Source organism: Candidatus Nitrosocosmicus franklandus (assembly GCF_900696045.1).
In the GTDB taxonomy this organism is placed as follows: domain Archaea; phylum Thermoproteota; class Nitrososphaeria; order Nitrososphaerales; family Nitrososphaeraceae; genus Nitrosocosmicus; species Nitrosocosmicus franklandus_A.
On the sequence record NZ_LR216287.1, the window covers coordinates 1962259 to 1979998 of the forward strand.

General features: G+C 34.9%; 20 protein-coding genes. 13 read left to right on the forward strand and 7 right to left on the reverse strand.

Annotated elements, in window-relative coordinates; all coding sequences use genetic code 11:
- Window positions 1–556 precede the first annotated feature (556 nt).
- Both NFRAN_RS09195 and NFRAN_RS09200 read left to right on the forward strand, forming a co-directional pair.
- Window positions 557–964: a DUF1428 family protein gene (locus tag NFRAN_RS09195; protein ID WP_134484715.1), complete on the forward strand. Its 408-nt coding sequence runs from the start codon at window positions 557–559 to the stop codon at window positions 962–964.
- A gap of 2067 nt (window positions 965–3031) precedes the next feature.
- Window positions 3032–3364 (forward strand): hypothetical protein, encoded by a 333-nt coding sequence (locus tag NFRAN_RS09200; RefSeq protein WP_134484716.1) that lies wholly within the window; start codon window positions 3032–3034, stop codon window positions 3362–3364.
- 471 nt (window positions 3365–3835) lie between these two features.
- Here NFRAN_RS09200 and NFRAN_RS14480 read toward each other — a convergent pair whose 3' ends face one another.
- The 3 genes from NFRAN_RS14480 to NFRAN_RS09215 form a co-directional block, all read right to left on the reverse strand.
- Window positions 3836–4000, reverse strand: a complete 165-nt coding sequence (locus tag NFRAN_RS14480) for a DUF308 domain-containing protein (protein WP_134484717.1) — start codon at window positions 3998–4000, stop codon at window positions 3836–3838.
- Window positions 4001–4003: 3 nt separating this feature from the next.
- On the reverse strand, window positions 4004–4222 hold the full coding sequence (locus NFRAN_RS09210; protein WP_134484718.1) for a DUF308 domain-containing protein: 219 nt from the start codon (window positions 4220–4222) through the stop codon (window positions 4004–4006).
- Window positions 4223–4525: 303 nt separating this feature from the next.
- Entirely contained in the window at window positions 4526–4717 is a 192-nt protein-coding gene (locus tag NFRAN_RS09215; protein ID WP_134484719.1) for a hypothetical protein, read from the reverse strand.
- 136 nt (window positions 4718–4853) lie between these two features.
- On the opposite strand from NFRAN_RS09215, the gene NFRAN_RS09220 reads away from it, so the two are divergent.
- Window positions 4854–5147, forward strand: a complete 294-nt coding sequence (locus NFRAN_RS09220; RefSeq protein WP_134484720.1) for a chorismate mutase — start codon at window positions 4854–4856, stop codon at window positions 5145–5147.
- Between the two features lie 291 nt (window positions 5148–5438).
- The gene (locus tag NFRAN_RS09225) at window positions 5439–6632 is read left to right on the forward strand and encodes an aminotransferase class I/II-fold pyridoxal phosphate-dependent enzyme (protein ID WP_134484721.1); all 1194 of its coding nucleotides are present in this window, start codon (window positions 5439–5441) and stop codon (window positions 6630–6632) included.
- Window positions 6633–6647: 15 nt separating this feature from the next.
- Here NFRAN_RS09225 and NFRAN_RS09230 read toward each other — a convergent pair whose 3' ends face one another.
- Both NFRAN_RS09230 and npdG read right to left on the reverse strand, forming a co-directional pair.
- Complete coding sequence (locus NFRAN_RS09230; protein WP_134484722.1) at window positions 6648–6926, reverse strand: hypothetical protein; 279 nt, start codon at window positions 6924–6926, stop codon at window positions 6648–6650.
- A gap of 14 nt (window positions 6927–6940) precedes the next feature.
- Window positions 6941–7618: an NADPH-dependent F420 reductase gene (gene npdG / locus NFRAN_RS09235; protein WP_134484723.1), complete on the reverse strand. Its 678-nt coding sequence runs from the start codon at window positions 7616–7618 to the stop codon at window positions 6941–6943.
- A gap of 671 nt (window positions 7619–8289) precedes the next feature.
- Here npdG and NFRAN_RS09240 point away from each other — a divergent pair.
- From NFRAN_RS09240 to NFRAN_RS09270, 7 genes are all read left to right on the forward strand, one after another.
- The gene (locus tag NFRAN_RS09240) at window positions 8290–8922 is read left to right on the forward strand and encodes a histidine phosphatase family protein (protein WP_134484724.1); all 633 of its coding nucleotides are present in this window, start codon (window positions 8290–8292) and stop codon (window positions 8920–8922) included.
- A gap of 143 nt (window positions 8923–9065) precedes the next feature.
- Window positions 9066–9344, forward strand: coding sequence for a hypothetical protein (locus NFRAN_RS09245; protein WP_232037985.1), 279 nt, complete (start codon window positions 9066–9068; stop codon window positions 9342–9344).
- Window positions 9344–10324, forward strand: coding sequence for a cupredoxin domain-containing protein (locus NFRAN_RS13880; RefSeq protein WP_172602246.1), 981 nt, complete (start codon window positions 9344–9346; stop codon window positions 10322–10324). The genes NFRAN_RS09245 and NFRAN_RS13880 overlap by 1 nt, the downstream gene beginning before the upstream one ends.
- Before the next feature lie 181 nt (window positions 10325–10505).
- On the forward strand, window positions 10506–12038 hold the full coding sequence (locus tag NFRAN_RS09255; RefSeq protein WP_134484725.1) for a cytochrome c oxidase subunit I: 1533 nt from the start codon (window positions 10506–10508) through the stop codon (window positions 12036–12038).
- Window positions 12007–12549, forward strand: coding sequence for a cupredoxin domain-containing protein (locus tag NFRAN_RS09260; protein ID WP_134484726.1), 543 nt, complete (start codon window positions 12007–12009; stop codon window positions 12547–12549). Before NFRAN_RS09255 ends, NFRAN_RS09260 begins: the two co-directional genes overlap by 32 nt.
- Before the next feature lie 68 nt (window positions 12550–12617).
- Entirely contained in the window at window positions 12618–13130 is a 513-nt protein-coding gene (locus tag NFRAN_RS09265; RefSeq protein ID WP_197731166.1) for a COX15/CtaA family protein, read from the forward strand.
- A gap of 148 nt (window positions 13131–13278) precedes the next feature.
- Complete coding sequence (locus tag NFRAN_RS09270; protein WP_172602247.1) at window positions 13279–13836, forward strand: hypothetical protein; 558 nt, start codon at window positions 13279–13281, stop codon at window positions 13834–13836.
- A gap of 428 nt (window positions 13837–14264) precedes the next feature.
- On the opposite strand, the gene NFRAN_RS09275 is transcribed toward NFRAN_RS09270, so the two are convergent.
- Window positions 14265–14714: a hypothetical protein gene (locus tag NFRAN_RS09275; protein WP_134484728.1), complete on the reverse strand. Its 450-nt coding sequence runs from the start codon at window positions 14712–14714 to the stop codon at window positions 14265–14267.
- Between the two features lie 85 nt (window positions 14715–14799).
- Between NFRAN_RS09275 and NFRAN_RS09280 the strand changes: the two genes are divergently transcribed.
- Window positions 14800–15024, forward strand: a complete 225-nt coding sequence (locus tag NFRAN_RS09280; RefSeq protein ID WP_134484729.1) for a DUF167 domain-containing protein — start codon at window positions 14800–14802, stop codon at window positions 15022–15024.
- Between the two features lie 145 nt (window positions 15025–15169).
- Here the strand turns inward: NFRAN_RS09280 and NFRAN_RS09285 are convergent, their stop codons facing one another.
- Complete coding sequence (locus tag NFRAN_RS09285; RefSeq protein WP_134484730.1) at window positions 15170–16123, reverse strand: D-2-hydroxyacid dehydrogenase; 954 nt, start codon at window positions 16121–16123, stop codon at window positions 15170–15172.
- A gap of 177 nt (window positions 16124–16300) precedes the next feature.
- On the opposite strand from NFRAN_RS09285, the gene sufB reads away from it, so the two are divergent.
- A complete protein-coding gene (gene sufB, locus NFRAN_RS09290; protein WP_134484731.1) occupies window positions 16301–17701 on the forward strand; it encodes a Fe-S cluster assembly protein SufB in 1401 nt (466 codons plus the stop codon).
- The last annotated feature ends 39 nt before the right edge of the window (window positions 17702–17740 follow it).

Genomic DNA, 17740 nt, shown 5'->3' on the forward strand with positions numbered 1-17740 from the left:
TGGTTTGATAGCGAGTCCTAAAATGTCATAGCGATTGTGGATACGCAAACGCCTCAGGTTAATGACAATTAACTATCCAATAAATAATTATGTTAATCCTTTTATCAAGACAATCACAAATTCTACTTATAGTGTTTCTGAACATGAAATACTTGACATCCTGAGTGATATCTAATACTAAGAAAATGTGAATAACCTTTTTCCATTAGTTAATGATGGTAATACCCTTAAAGGGTAAAATACTTTGATGGTTAAGACATATGTGGTGACGCTGTTATACCTATGTTCATATCTCATGGTAATGAGAACTTCATTATGATGCTGTATGGTAATATTGTCCTTAAAAGACTTTAAACATGGTTTTATAAATTCAAAAATAGCCTACTTTAACTCGCTTAGTTGTATCCATAATAGTCTTCACTTTCTTCATCTTTATCATCAAAAGTCAAGCAATTACCATCAGCAACCCTATTACATACAATACAGTATTTTGCTAATTACATGGTATATTCTAGTTGCGTACTGATTTTTATTGGGATAATATGTACATTATCTGATGAATTATCCAAGTACAAATATGATATCAGATGATTCCGCCGGCCAAATAGCTATTTTCTTATACCGTGCTCCCAAGGTAAATCATGATGCTTTAGTAAAGGTTAACAAACATTCCCATGATTTTTTCATGAAACACGGTGTGTTGAAATTTGAAGTTTTTACTCTCACTGCTAGAGGGAATATGATGGAATTCATAAACATTGCAAAAACCTTATCCGCACGCGATGATGAGGAAGTATGGATGGAAATACAATCATATCGAGATGCCAAACACGTTCAGGAATTCATTAAGGCTATGGAAGGAGACAAGAGCGGGGATGAGATGTACGCTGAATTTATGAGGCTCATAATTCCAGGTTCAGTAGTTACATTCGGAAATTTTAGCAAATTAGATGAAATTTCTTAAATCACTTTTGCATTTGATGATTCTATAGTATGCTTTGTCATAATATCCTCTTAATAGATGTGGTCAGAATGATTGGCATTCGAAGAATAGTTAAAGGTATATCGTACCAATTAGCCAATGACCATCAGTAATTAGATATTAAATTCTATTTGCAAAAATTTGATTACTTTTATACAAGATTTATGTAACAATTTTACTTGAATTTATCCTATAATTCTTTAGTAGATTAAGGAAAGATATTTCATATATATTCAGTGAATGTACATTATTCCAGAGGCAGAGCACAAAAAGAGATCAAAATGATCGACGGACATTAATAAGAATATGAATAGGGTCAGTGAACCTGTCTAGCTTTGGCTTCCTCTTAGTTCTTGCCCCTAGGATAATGTCCGTACTGTTTGGTGGAATGGAAGTGATTACAAAGGCAATGCAATAGGTTAGTAATTATTTTTCAGGATCAATAATCCAATTCTTCTCCTTAAAAGTCGTTAATTCAGAATTTTCACTCTGCATTAACTACCTCATACACAGTCTGTGAACTATATGACCAGGACTACAAATAAACATAAAGTTTGATAATTTATTAAAATATGACAGAATTCAGAAATTTATATAAAATCCTATTGTATTTGGCTAAATTCTAATAAAAATACAAAAATAATAATGATTGTTGTACATTATTCTTAATGCTAAATGAACCATCCTTGTAAGGATGCAGTCAGCCATTTTGTGGTAGATAGAATATCATATCAATCTAACACGCGCTATTTTGATAGAATAGTATGTTTTGTGAGTGGATGCCTTGCTAAACCCATAGCAAGATGCGTGAAATGCTCAAAACACTCTTGTTATTTTCATTTACAGACGTGTATTCAGCATCATTCACACGAAATTGAAATTATTAACCGATTAGAATTATTTGATTACTAAATCCAATGATTTCGATCTTTTATTGACACAAGAGAATTGTTTGAACGTCACCTATTTCTGTGAAAAATATAAGGTGATAAATGAAATTGAATCAAAATACCTTGATCCTATATTGTATAATAAAGTCGGTTTGACCTTTGATTGTAATGTTAATTACCTATAAACTGAGTAGGTTGAAGGGTAAATATCTCAATATCAATATCACGTTATGGTATCAAACCGTTAAATTTGTGTAACTATTTGTTAAAGTTCTTATGAATTTTTGTTCTAATACAGAATAAAAACTCATAATTTTGATATCTGAGATTTCCTCTATTAGATCGGACCGTGCTGTTTGACAATGGCACAGTTTTTCAGATCCAGGGAGAGATTTTTTGATTAATATGACATGTTTATCATGTTACTGTTACTATAGTAGTAATCGATATTAATATTTTAAAGCCGTTAGAATGGAAATTTGTCAAGATATTTTACTATAAACAGGTAAGAAATAAAACTATCGTTCTAATTTGGCTAGAGATTCATATAGTAGTAGGGGCTGTCTTATATGGATTTAACATCTTCAGGGCTATTAGTTGTTTAATTGATGATTCAACCGCCTTGATTGGTTTTTCTTGGATCCTACTTTCTTGGGGATTTTTATGTGTAATTGGAGATAATCCACTCGTCATTTAGTATCGAGTTTCTATTTGTATGATTGATATTCTAATCTCATGATAATGGTAGACGAAAAATGTAAGATTATTTCTGAACCATATATTCACAATACAGTTTTAGTCAATCATCTGTTAAACCCTCTTATTTCAATGGGGATAATTATGAAGATGGGCATTTGTACAAAGATTCATATTTTTTCGGAAAATATGACTTTATAATCACAAATAGCATCGACTCTGATCTAATATCTCAACTTTAAAGTGCTGATTGAAAAGAATGGGGTGTATCATATTACAATGCCTCCAATGTAAAAAATTTGATGAACTTGATTCTACAACTTGATCTATATAATTGAACTTCAAAACATCTGTACCTGCAATTAGACCTTATCACAATCTTTTTTGAGTTATATAATAATAATGATTGGTTTTCAGGTAGGGTACTATAGATATCTTTAATACCCTTGATGATGAAGTAAGATTGGAAAGGAAAGATAAGGCAAGGTTGTCTGGAAAATCCCAATTAATCGAAAATGATCATGAGTTATCAACTCTGGATTTAGGTACTATGGAATTTATGAAATGGCTGATGGAAGAAAACAGGGAATCACGGGATTGCTTAATTGTTGTAAAGGATTTTTTTGAGAATAAATATGTAATTTTATACGATAAGTGTATTAGGCAATCTGTGATTGTTGGTTATAGAGAGGGTATGCCTTGGTGTATGACATGTAATGCTGATGACTGTGGGCATGTCGGGTTTGCAATATGTTTAAAGCAGCATTTTGACCGAAATGATCATATAATCTATTAGATTTCTAAATCAGTGTTTTTAGCTACTTCAAAAATAAACAATTCTACTGTTTTTACCCCTTTACCTATTTTCTTATAACATGTTCACTGGTTTCATCAAGTACATGTTTGAGGTATGTTGATCTTTTCACCGTCTGTGGTGTTTTTTCAAAACTATTTAACATGATGATTTATTGTAAATGAATAAAAAAGCAAGGTTAACTAGATACCTTCGACAAAAAAATTGATTTTTTCATCTATCGCATAACTCAATTCTGTTAGAGCCTTGATACTTATTTTTCTATGTCTCTACCTGTTCTGTTAAATGTATCACTAATGGAAGTCATACTAAACCTCTCAGTTAATCCCTCCATAATGATGATCTGACCCAATTATTAATGCTGCGAATCCTATCAACATTCCTACGAAAATTTCTCCTACCACGGGAAATATCAATATCAAGACAGATATGTTATAGATAAGATACCTGTGCCTATGTAAAAGCCCTAGACCGTGATTTTTCCTCATGTTTGTTATTAATCTCTTTGATTACTCTTGATACGCCATCAAACATCAAAGCAAAACCTACTAAAAAGACTACAAAAATAAATGTAAATGTTGGATAGATTATAACTATACTTGCTATTATAATTACCAAGACTCAAACCTGTGCTAGAAAGGCGAGATCTTCCCTGATAAAATAACCCGATAGCAACTGTTCGATTCCAATTATTAGTAATATTATTCCTAAAAACAATACAATGGAAATAAAACCTGCAATTGGGTTGATTGTTATTAGAATAGCCAATATGACTACAAGGATACCTAGACCAACCTGTAGAAATCTAAACCAGTTGGGCGTTTTTATCGAGTTTTTCAAGTGTATTCTTTTGTATGTATGATCTTCTGGGAGAATGTAAAAATATGTTAGTGTTAGAGATTGACTTTTTTTATTTTGGTAAATAATACCAAATTGAATTTTCTATCTGGATAGGGAAAAATATTGCCATGTACTTTTGATTATTAAGTGGTTTTCCTCCTGGTTCCACGGATTTTTTCCTCATAGCCCACACTAGATCTGTCTATAAAATTTTCAGTTTATGGAATCAAAATAAAATTAAATTAATTACTTAGAAATTTTGATTGCGATCATCTTTCCCTCCATTGGAGAAACTGATTACATCTATGAAATAGTATTTGACTGTAATTTCCCTTCGAGTCTTGCCTCTAGACTATACAATACCTTATCGATAAAATCTCTTGTAATCATTGTTGGAGATTCTATTCTTAGCTCCTTGGGTAGCAAATTATTAATTCGAATAAACAATTTGATTTTTGCATCTGTATTCTCTTCATAGATGCATTTTTTAATCATAGTTTTTATCCTTTTAACGTTAATCATGCTATAATATGGTCAACAATACTTATATCTCTATCCATTACCATTCTATCGACCAAAGTGGGTATTAGCTTGTAATTATTTAAATCGTTTTTAGGTATTATAGTATTCGTTGACAATATACGAATGCAATTGTCTGGGAGATATCAGAGCGAACATCGACTTGATTGATGGGAAAATTGTTTCACTACTAGTACAGAGAGGCAAATATGTTATGCAAGCAGCAAAGTACAAGAAAAATATCACAGAGGTTGAAGATCAGGCAAGAATTAAAAACATAATTACAAAAGTCAGGGGTTATGCAAAGCAAATGGATTTTGATCCAAACACTATTGAACAAATTTATAGATATTTGATTCAAGTTTATATTCAATTAGAAAAGGAGGCCTTTACAAATTTGAAATGAGTCATTCTTTTGTCTATTTGTTAAATTATGCGGCTATAGAACTCGCTACGATTCTAAAACCATTAAAACTAACATCTTGCGCCCGTAAATAGTTGTGACCCATATACTATGGCTCTGCTTAACCGCAAATTAATCTAATTAGATTTAGATATAATGATCTTAAAGTAGTGACTGGCTTTTATACTGCTGAGGAATTGTTTTTTGTTGCAATAGCATCAATCAATTGCTTGTTCGATATTAAAAAAATACAAATATCTAGTCTCTTAAGATATTATTGGAACTTGATAGTTAATGAGAGTCTCTGATAGGATTAGTCGTGTTGAATATGCAATTAGAGACGTGATGCTTCATGCAAGAGAGTATCAAAAAACAGGTAAAGAAATAATGTATCTAAACATTGGCGATCCTGTCGCTTTTGATTTCAAAACTCCTAAGCACATAAAGATGGCATTGGCTGATGCACTGAATGCGGATAATGATTATTATACCGATTCTGAAGGTTGGCCTGAACTTAGAAAATCTGTCGTAAACAAAGAAAAAGGGAAGAAGGGACTCGAATTGACTCCTGAGGATGTCTTGATTACTAATGGTGTTTCCGAGGGCTTAGATATGGTTATGGGATCTATAGTTGAGGATGGCGATCAAGTCCTTTTGCCAGGTCCTTATTACCCTCCATATTCTTCATATGCCAAGTTTTATGGTGGAACCATTACCGAATTCAAAATTTATGATGATGGTACTCCGGATCTAGATGATATAAGAAAAAAAATCACTCATAAATCTAAGGCTATCTGCATCATAAATCCTAATAATCCAACAGGTGAGGTTTTTAGCTCAAAGAGTTTAAAATCCATAGTTGACATTGCGGCAGAAAATGAGTTGTATATCATTTGTGACGAGATTTATGATGAGATATTTTTCGAAGAGAGCTTTAGTGGGATAGGCCGTATGGCAAAAGACGCGCCGGTTGTACTTTTAAACGGTTTCTCAAAGACATATCTGATGACGGGATTAAGATGTGGTTACGTTTGTATGAATAATAATTCACGACAACTCGATCCTTTAAGACAGAATATTTTCAAGCTTGCCCGAGTTAGGATTGCTTCTAACTTTCCAGTCCAAATTGCTGCAAATGCCGCATTAAATGGTCCTCAAGATCACCTCCCGATCATGGTAAATAAGTTAAGATATAGGCGAGATTTAGTGTATAATCGTTTAAATGATATTGAAGGGTTGGAATGTATCAAGCCAAAGGGTGCATTTTACATGTTTCCAAAGATTGATCTTAAAGATAAATGGAAGAATGACTTGGAGTTTGTAATTGAGTTGTTGAATTCAACAGGAGTATTAACAGTACACGGATCAGGATTTGGTAGCATGGGATCGGGGCACTTTAGGATCGTTTACCTGCCGCAAGAAGACATATTAAATAAATCAATGGACAAGATTGAACAATTCGTAAAGAATAAAAATAAAGATTTGTAGTGTTGGTCGCCTAATCTAGGTTTGGAAATTGCCTTGTCTTGTTCTCTTTCCAAAATAGATTAGAACCAGGCCAATTCCATACATAGCTATGGCAAACTTTTCGTTAGTTATCTCTGGGCTTAGAAAATTGTCTATAAAAAAATCTGTTCCAAATTCAGTTGAAATCAAGATAAGGTTCCTAATCAAAATAATGGTTGCCATTACGATAAATAATATCCCAAGAGGGAACATCCATTCTTTGCGTCTGTCTCTATCCTTGTCTCTGATTCTCTTATCTATCTTGTCAAAATCCATTTTAAAAATTATCTTTATACTAATTTGATGCCTGGATGTTTTAATTTGTTTTGTTTAGACGCATTAAGAATCATTGGAGTCATGACTTCAGCCTGATAAGATAACGATAAAGGTCCGAGATATACCGATCTAAGGCCTTCTATTTCAGCTATTAGATTATTAAGAATTTGCAGTGATTCCTTGTTGTCTGTACAAATAAAGGTATCAGCATTCAATGAATCTTTAATGTTTTTGAGCTTTACCTCTGAAATGGTGTGAAATGCAGATATCACCTTATTACAATTTGGAAGATTCTCAGCTACTAGAACACCTGCTGATTTTTTTCCATCCACAAATGGGATATAGTAAAATCCATCTTGGTTTCTACTCATTGGTACAATGGGTGACACGACAATACAGCTATCCTTTATGATGTTCCCAATATCCTTACAAGTAGATTCAATATTTTCATACGGTATGGAAAGAATCAATATATCACTCTCTTTGGCAACTGATAAGTTATCATCGCCCTTAATACTGCCAGTTATTTTCTTTGAAAAACTGTTATTGTTTATATTATTTATATGATTTTCGGCGACCAGCTGTGCTTTTTGCCTATCTCTTGAACCTAATAAAATGTCGTGATTGACACACCATCTTAATGCAAAGCCTTCGCCCATTCCGCCTGTTCCGCCAATTATTCCAATTTTCATATTAATGAGTTAATTATTCTACTCCGATATATATAGCACGAGTGAACAAGTAAATATTTTTGTTCTTTTGAAATTGTTTTCATCCATTATTGATTAAACAAATGTATGCTAGAAATACTAGTAATCCTTATCATAATCAAAATCCTTAATCTAATATCTATTCAAAAACAAAAAAACATATGCAAAAAAAGATATCCTCATTACCAAGCAAGACTAAAGGATTAATGGAAAATTTAATACCATGTTGAAGAACATTACTAAATTGCTAATGTTTCGTTAAACAAGGATATGGATCGTGTTAGATCGTATTTTCATGTGATACCAAGTATGTTTTTTAAAGTACCTTGCTTTTAACAATTGTAAAAATAAAGTGAATCATAATACTTAATCTAACGTCTATATTGTAGTAGCAGAATACAATTCTTTAAAAAGCATCAGAATGTAGTTTGAATTATGAACAAAATTGATTCAAACCTTGATAATTGGGTTTTTTAACCAAATAATTTAGCAAGAGCAATCGACGAAAACCGGTTTCTGGCTATCGAATATGTATTATTAATTCTGAAATGCTACAATAGATCTATTAATAAAATGATCTTAAATTATCGAGGTGGAGATATCATATGAATAGTTTAATATTGAAATAATTTTTAATATAATTCTACTAAATCATGTCACTTCTTATCTTTATGAGACACGGTCAGGCATACAATAATGTTAAAAGACTACTAGTTGGAAGAAACCTTGAATCTCACTTGACTGATCTTGGTAGGGAACAAGTACGTCAAAGCAGTGAGTTGCTAAAATCAATTCCTATTCATAAGATTTATTCCAGCCCTGTTATCAGAACCGTCGAAACAGCCGAAATCGCGTCAAAATCCTTGGGTTTGTCCTTTGAACTAGATGAAAGGTTGTTTGAGATTGAATTAGGGAAACTCGTTGGGTTATACTACGATGATGTTATTTCTACACATGGCGATCTCTTTGCAAAATTCTATTCAGATAACGATAATGAAAACTCTTTACTTGAATTCGAAGTAGAATCCTTTGGCTCGGTAAGAGAACGAATCCGCCATTTGATTCAAGAAATGGAGGAGAAACATAAAGATAAAAATATTTTATTTATATCTCACCTGGATCCCATAAAGGCTGCAATATCTCTTGCAATGAACATAAAACCATCTTCCGTTTACAGTGTTCAAATCCCTAATGCATCCATTAGTGTATTGAAGAGTTATGAGGGTACTCTTACTTTATGTGGTTTTAACATATTAAATATGAAACGGTTTTTAACCGAATTTTAGATTTAGCTATCTAATCAGTTTCTTTTGTCCGGCTGGTTTGTGTAAATGATAGCGTAATTTATAAATATATAACAAACCACACCAGCAAAAGCCTTAAATGACAGATAGATTCACCAATCCAAAGAGAGTGGAGAATAAGAATTATGGCCTTTTACTCTGTTAACAAAATGTTGTTGATTTTCATTTTTAGTTCTATGGCTGTCATAAGCATACAAAGTATTATCGAAATAGCTTATGCTGCTGAAGGAGGCGAATCTGTAGTACGTAGAGTGGAGATTTGGGGTCTATTTTACAGAATGATGGTTGCAGCATTTATCGTGGGAGCGGTAGTACAGGGTTTGAACGTATATATCTCATGGCGATTTAGGGAATCTCATCCTAGATTCAAGAACTTGAATAATAGTTCTGGAGGTAACGCATAATGGGACACGCTACTCCTGAGTGGATATATATAGGAGTTGTTACGGCCCTCCTGATTTGGGTTGGTGCAGAAGCATGGAATATAGAACATGCATTAGAATATGCTCCTCCCAATTCTGAGACCGTCAGGGTTGTAGGCCAGCAGTGGTTTTGGTCATTTCAACACGCAGACGGTACTCAAGAAATAAACGAACTTCATGTTAAAGAGGGTGTGCCATATAGATTTGAGATCGTCTCGTCTGATGTAGTTCATAGTTTTAACATACCTGATTTTGCAATCCTGATGGATGCAGTACCGGGTAGAGTTAACACTGTGTGGAATACTTTTGATGAACCCGGGGAATACCTAATCGAATGTAGAGAATATTGCGGTATGCTTCATCAGGATATGAGAGCCAGGTTATTTGTCGAACCTAATACCGAAAATACTACATCCACTGCTTCAACATCCGAATCTGGACCTACCATATCTCAAGGGACAGGCACAGCCACAATAGTAGCACCAGGCGGAAGCGAGGTAGGATCTACAGGAACAGGTACCATGAGAGTGGTCGAGCCTGGAGATTTAACTACATCTAGTGCCGGTACTGAAGAAGAAGGAGCAGCAACTACGGGAGGAGACAATGCTTCATCCAATGCTACCTCTGGTTCAGGCTCTGGCAATGAAACTGCAACGGGTGCATCATCAGTAACACTGTCTATACCCACGGGAGCCGCAACTCCTGGCAATCCATCATACTCACCAGATACACTTACGGCATCGCAAGGTGAAATAATTACCGTGTCAAATGATGATACTGCTCCCCATACAGTCACGAGCGGTGCTTCACCAGGTGACGCAGATGCCGGTCAGCTTTTCGATACAAGCATCATTATGCCTGCTGGTACAGCTGACATTGATACTTCCAATGTTGAGGCAGGAGAACATCCATTCCATTGTACGGTTCATCCGTTTATGACAGGAACGCTGACTGTACAATAGATTATTCCTTTATTTTGATACTTGTATATAGTTTTTATAACACAAGCCAAGAAGTTATTAAAAATTTATTTGTAATTGCTCTTTTTTTTATATTTTAATATTAATACTCCTCATTTAGAATCCAAATACTTTTATAGACATATTCCAAATCTATGTCTGTAGGGGTGTTTATTATAACAAAATGGTTCTAGAATTAAAAAAACCTCGTCCCATATGGGAGATTATATTTTCAACCCACCATACTGATATCGGGTTATTATACATAATAGCTTCCATGGTGGCTTTGTTCGCTGGAGGAGGTCTTGCTATGGCAATCAGAGCGGAATTATTTTTACCTGGAATACAGCTTTTTGAAGGCCAAGCGGATTTTGCTCGATTCTTTACTGTTCATGGTACAACGCTATTGTTCCTATGGCTCATTCCATTTGGAGCTGGGGCAGGTAATTATCTTATTCCAATTATGGTTAGATACAAAGATATGGCCTGGCCAAAGCTCAATGCTGTAGCATTTTGGATGATTCCGCCTTGTATGATGATGCTTTGGGCAGGATTTTCTGATACTACTTGGAATGCTTATCCTCCATATTCTATATTAAAAGCACCAGGCCCATCTGCCGATTTGTGGATTGTAGCATTAAAATTATTAGGTTTGTCTTCTGTGTTAGGAGCTATTAATTTCACCGTTACCATACTAAAGATGAAACATCCGGACTTGCCTTTGATGAAAATGTCATTGTTTAGTTGGGCAACTCTTGTCACCTCATTAATGATTATAGTAGCTATTCCTACTTTTGCGGCGTCCCTAGTTATGCTTTATACAGATAGGTTGGGAGTAACTGGATTCTTTAATCCTGAAATGGGTGGAGATCCAATTGCATATCAACACTTGTTCTGGTTTACATTCCATCCAGAAGTGTACATCTTCCTCCTTCCAGGTATTGGTATGATGTACGAAATGATACCGACTTTCTCAAGAAAGCCTTTGTTTAGCTATTACTCTGGAGTTATAGCGTTGGTAGTAATAGCTATAATTGGCTTTGGATCCTGGGCACACCACATGTTCGCCGTGGGTATGAGTTTCACAGAAAAGACTGTGTTTATGGTAGGGACATTGGCTGCTGTACCATCATCTGCCATGCACGTCTTTAACTTCCTTGCGACAATGTGGGGTGGAAGAATAAAGTTTGCCGCGCCGATGTTGTTTAGTGTAGGAGCCATCTTGTTGTTCTTCTCAGCAGGAGCAGGCGGTGTGGTAAATAGTGCTATGCCCTTAGACTTTTTAACTCACGATAGTTATTGGGTCGTAGGACACATGCACTTGTTTATCATGGGAACCATTACACTCGCCTTTGTTGGGTTCATCTATTACATGTTCCCAATGATAACCGGCCGTATGTATGATCAGCGTTTGGCGAAGATTCACTTTGTACTCACATTTGTTGGGATTGCACTAATATTTGGTGTTCAACACATACTGGGCTTGTATGGAATGCCAAGAAGAGTAGTAGACTACCTGCCTATTCCCGAGTTAATAATAATGAACCAGATTGCCACGTTTGGAGGATGGGCTATCGGCGCATCATTTATACTCTTCCTGTATAACATGATAAAATCAGCAATGTTTGGTAAACCTGCTAATCCAAAAGATCCATTTGAGTTAGGAACCGGAGTTGAATATTACTATGACTACGCACGACGAGACCCACATCACTAGGACATCCCCCACCCGATTTATGAAGGGGTTGATAATTATTATCATCCCTCTCATATTCTTGGGATATATCACAATAGCATATTGGGACTTTACTGCAAGCATCCCGCCACCTGTATCTGCTCCTCCACCAGCTGCTCCAAGTCCTGCCACTCCAGACTCATCTCCGACATCTGCAGAGTCTACAGGAGCTTCAACAACTCCTGCTGCAGGTTCAGGTACCGCTATATCAATACCTGTAGGCGCGTCCACTCAGGGTAATCCATCATATGCCCCAGATTCAATCACAGTATCTAAAGGCGATATTATTACTGTAACAAACGATGATGCTCAACCTCACACGTTAACAAGTGGATCTGGTCCCCAGGATCCAAATTCCGCAAAGCTTTTTGATACAGGCATTTTGATGAGTGGTGATTCTGCAGAGGTAGACACAACCACATTGGAACCGGGAGACTATCAGTACTATTGCACTGTACATCCTTTCATGACGGGCTCACTTACGGTCCAATAATCTTCTTTTTTGTTTAGAGCATATTACGTACAAAAGAAACAAACAACAATCAACGAAAGATAATTCAAATGAATTATGATAAGTTTCTTCAAGTTTTTTCGATTGGCACCTTATGCGTTCTATTTGGACTAATGACTCTTGGAGGATATGTGAGTTCCACTGGTGTTGGTCTGTCTTGTCCAGATTGGCCTTTATGTCCACAGGGGTTGACTCCTTCATATGAATTTCTGATCGAATATATACATAGAACAATAGCCGCCACAACAGGACTTTTGGTGTTTCTAACGATGGCCTTTGTACTAAAAGGAAAAAATTCAGCCAAAACTACCAAAATATTTTCAATAATAGCTTCTGCAACTGTTGTTGGACAGATAACATTAGGGGCCATAGTTATCAATGAAAAGTTACATGCGGACCTAGTTACTGCACATCTGGGTTTGGGACTAGTGTTATACAGTAGCATGATATTTGTAGTAATTAACATCTTTTATACGAATATCAATTTAAAGTCTTTGAAATCTACAACAAATTTATCTGCAAAGGATAACAGTAACTCTGAGATTTCTTTTTCAAGCAAATAGTAAACAGGCAGTAGCTTGCTAGACGACAAAGTCCAGGTACAATTTTTTGGGTTTATGGTTCTTGAAGGGTGAATTTTGAATAAATTCGATGTTTCTTTTTAGAGTAATTTTTTCGTTACTTGTTTTAGTTTCTTCAATTCTTTTGCTAATGTCTATTCCTGCTGATGCGCATTTTACACATATTTCATATTACAATAGTGAGAGCATGGGTATTGGAGACAAATATTTTATTGATCAGGAATTAAACCCCGAGTATGCCAAACCCAATGAACAAACATATATCATGTTTAGTATTCAAGATAAAAATGGAAATGATGTTTATAATGTTAATGTAATGGTTGAGATTTATTCCGCCGCAGGAGAATTAATACATACTTTTCCTTGGACTAATCTTGCAATTGGTGATTTTGAGATCCCCTATATCTTTGAAAAGAATGGTAACTATCAAGTTGTACTAAGTATACTTAATGAAGGAATGGCTAGGCCTACAGAAACTGATCCCGTGCCTCCAACAAGAACCATACTTACGGACAACGCCAATTGCAACTGTGAAAGAGCCATATTCAATCTTGCTATCTCTGAAACTTTTGGATTTATTTATACATTAGCTTTTTACGGAATAATTATAAGTGCAATTGTAGTATTTGGAGTTGTCTCAATCTGGATATTACTAAAGAGAAGAAAGAACAAGAGATATTTTATTTAGACATGATACTGAGGCTTGTTTAGATCTTTTTGATAAAAAATATTTGCACATATTATTATGAATGTTTTTACAAGTGAAATGGATTGTTATATTTGAATGCAGTCAACTTTTCATTGTTTGTATTAAGAGCCTCTATAATATTTTCCATTTATTTTATTAGCAAAGAAGATAATATGACGTCCATAATTATTAAATCTGTTTGTGTCCCTGCATGGCCAATCTTGTTACAATAACAAATTAAAAAAATCCCCTTGATTTCTATCCTTATATCTTTCAATTGCGATCCTTACATTAGTTACGCCGAATGGCGTCCTTATTATCGGGGGAATATCTAGCCTTCCTATGGCAGTTTTATACTTGTATCTTACTTGTGCCCGTCAACAAACATGCAACAAGGATCTACTAAATGCGCTCCATTAATATTATCTTTAAATTGTTTGCTCTTCCCAAGGAAAAACTACCCAGCGCGGATCATTAAGGGTTTTTCCACACAAATAATCACTTGCCGTGTCTGTCTCATATCTCTGTAATAAGAAAATTTTTAGATAATTTGCAGTAGCCATATATTGCTCGACCATCTCGATAGTCTTCCCCGTATCGTATATCTCATCTACTAGCAAGTACTTTTTGGTTGAATCTAAGATCGGTATTTTGTGAGGTACTACCTTTTTGTCTATTATTGGAAAAATATTGATTGATTTGATTTTTAGCTTATATGAAAGTAAAGTTGCTGGAATTATGCCCCCATTTGCAATAGCGATTATTTCATAGTCTTGGAGACAACTGGGTAACAATCTGTTTAATTCATTAGATATCTTTACAATCAGGTCTTCTATATCTTCCCATGAAAATACGATTCTATTAGCACTATAATTCAAAATTTCTATGAATAAATCATCGATCTACTTTTATATTGATTATGGTGAACTTTGTTTAGATAGTATTTCGAGATGATGATATCCATTGACAAAAGTTTTTCAAGTCAAAGTCAAATTTAGTCCCCTCGAACAAATTATGGTTGATGAATGCACAAAGGAAATAAGTGTCTCTATAAATGAGTTACCAATTAAGGGAAGAGCTAATCGAGCCGTAATCAAGATGATATCAGGATATTTTCATGTTAAACCTACAAATGTAAAAATAATTCGTGGTTTGTCCTCAAGAACAAAGGTGGTTGAAATTTCGTGAACATATAATTACCACTATTTGACCCTTAATCTTGTCCTTTTTACCCATAGGATCGAAAGCCATTGAAAAAAATTCAATTAAAAAAATAAAGACTTTTGCAACATTATCTATTATAGATTTTTGTATGCTATTATAACTGATTAGATTAATTTGGTTTGATGTCCTCTTGACTTCTCTCTGATAGTTTTTGAATTATTTTTTCTGCGATTACAGTAGAGGCCAATTCTTGTCCTTCTTTAGTTTGAGCTCCAATATGTGGAGTACAAATCAAATTATCCAGCTCCAAAAGTTCTTTGTTTGTGGGTGGTTCTACTTCGTAAACATCCAAAGCTGCACCACCGATCTTTTTGTTTTTTAGACAATCTATAAGTGCACGTTCCTCAATTACTTCGCCTCTGGAAGTATTTATCAAATACGATCCATTCTTCATCATTGAGAGCATTTCTTTGTTGATCAGATGTTTTGTCTGTTCTGTAAATGGAACATGACAAGTAATATAGTCCGAACTCTCTATCAGTGTCTTTAAATCTGTCGTTATAAGAGAGACCTCTTGAGCAAAGGCCTTGTCAATGGGAACAACATCGTATCCTATCAAGTTCATTCTTAAACCTCTAGCCAATCTTGCCACATTTCTTCCAATCTTGCCCAATCCGATTATGCCTAAATACTTTCCTTTTAATTCCACGCCCATTAGATCCTTCTTGATCCATTTACCTTGTTTGGTAGCATAATTTGCATTAGGTATATTCCTACTTAATGATAACATTAATCCCAATACTAATTCTGATACTGCATTGACAGAAGCTTCGCCTGCATTAATTATTTCTATGTTTTTCTTTTGTGCTTCTAGAGTATCTATATTATCTAATCCTACTCCTACTCTGGCAATTATCTTTGTCTTAGTAGCACTGTTTATTACTTCTTTGGTAACTTTTGTTCTACTGCGTACAATAATTACATCATAATCTTTTGCCTTGGTAATTAGCTCTTGTTGTGAAATTTCTGGTAAATATTCAACATTTAAGCCGGCATTCTTTAGAATTTCTATGCCTTTATTATCAATAGAATCACATACAATTACGTTGCCCTCCAATTGCATATATGAAAACCTTTTATGTGGGAATATAATGATTACTTTTTCTTTTAATAGAAGGTGTAAGTGTGATTAGGTGGTCCTAATAAATTTATATCATTTATTAATGTTCTTTTACAAATTTGATTATTTTGGATATTTTTAATAAAAATATTTATAATCAATAACGCCGTTATGAACAGTATGACCGCAAAAGAACTAGATATGGATTATAGCAAATACGACTTTAAGGATTCAACTGAAATTTATGTCTATTTGAGCAAAAAGGGTCTATCCAGGGGTACTGTAGAGGAAATTAGTAGAATGAAAGGCGAACCTGAATGGATGCGTGATTTTCGATTAAGATCTTTTGATGTTTTTATGAGCAAACCAATGCCTAATTGGGGTGGTGATTTATCTCATATCGATTTTCAAAATATATACTACTATGCCAAAGCTTCTGAAAAGCAAAGTAAAACCTGGGAGGATGTTCCAGAATCCGTTAGGAATACCTTTGAAAAATTAGGTATTCCAGAAGCCGAGAGAAAATTTTTGGCTGGTGTGGGTGCACAGTACGAATCAGAAGTGGTGTATCACAATTTACGAGAGGATTTGGAACAACAAGGTGTTATATTTCTAGATACCGATACTGCAGTCAAAAAATTTCCAGATTTAGTCAAGAAGCATTTTGGAAAGGTCATTCCCCCAGAGGATAACAAATTTGCTGCTCTTAATAGTGCTGTATGGTCAGGAGGTTCGTTCATATATGTTCCACCAAATGTAAAAGTCGATTTACCACTACAAGCATATTTCAGAATAAATGCGGAGAATATTGGACAATTTGAAAGGACTTTGATCATAGCAGACGAGGGGGCCGACGTACACTACATTGAGGGATGTACTGCACCTGTTTATTCAACAGAGTCTCTACATTCTGCTGTTGTCGAATTAATTGCTAAAAGAGGAGCAAAGATAAGATATACCACAATACAAAATTGGAGCAAAGACGTGTATAACTTAGTCACAAAACGAGCTTATGCTTATGAAAATGCATCAGTTGAATGGATCGATGGTAACCTCGGCAGCAAACTGACAATGAAGTATCCGGGAGTTTACATGCTTGGTAAGAATGCACATGCCGAGATTGTATCTGTTGCCTTCGCTGGTAAATCTCAGCATCAAGATGCGGGAGCAAAAGTAGTTCACCTGGCTCCTGGTACTACTTCGAGAATAACGAGCAAGTCGGTTAGTAAGGATTCGGGCAGAACAACCTATAGAGGCTTACTACACGTGGCCAAAGGAGCATATGGTGTAAAGTCCAACGTTAGATGCGATGCATTATTACTAGACGAGTTTTCCAGGACCGATACCTATCCGTATGTAGAAGTTAACGAAGATGATGCTACAATAACTCACGAGGCAACCGTAGGAAAAATTGGAGATGAACAAATATTTTATTTGATGAGTAGGGGATATTCTGAATCTGATGCGTTAAGTATGATCATTGGTGGATTTATGGAACCTTTTACTAAAGAACTTCCAATGGAGTACGCGGTTGAGCTTAATAGATTAGTAAAAATGGAGATGGAAGGCTCGGTTGGCTAATAATGCTTCATTTTAATTTTGTATCGCTTTTAGTTAGTT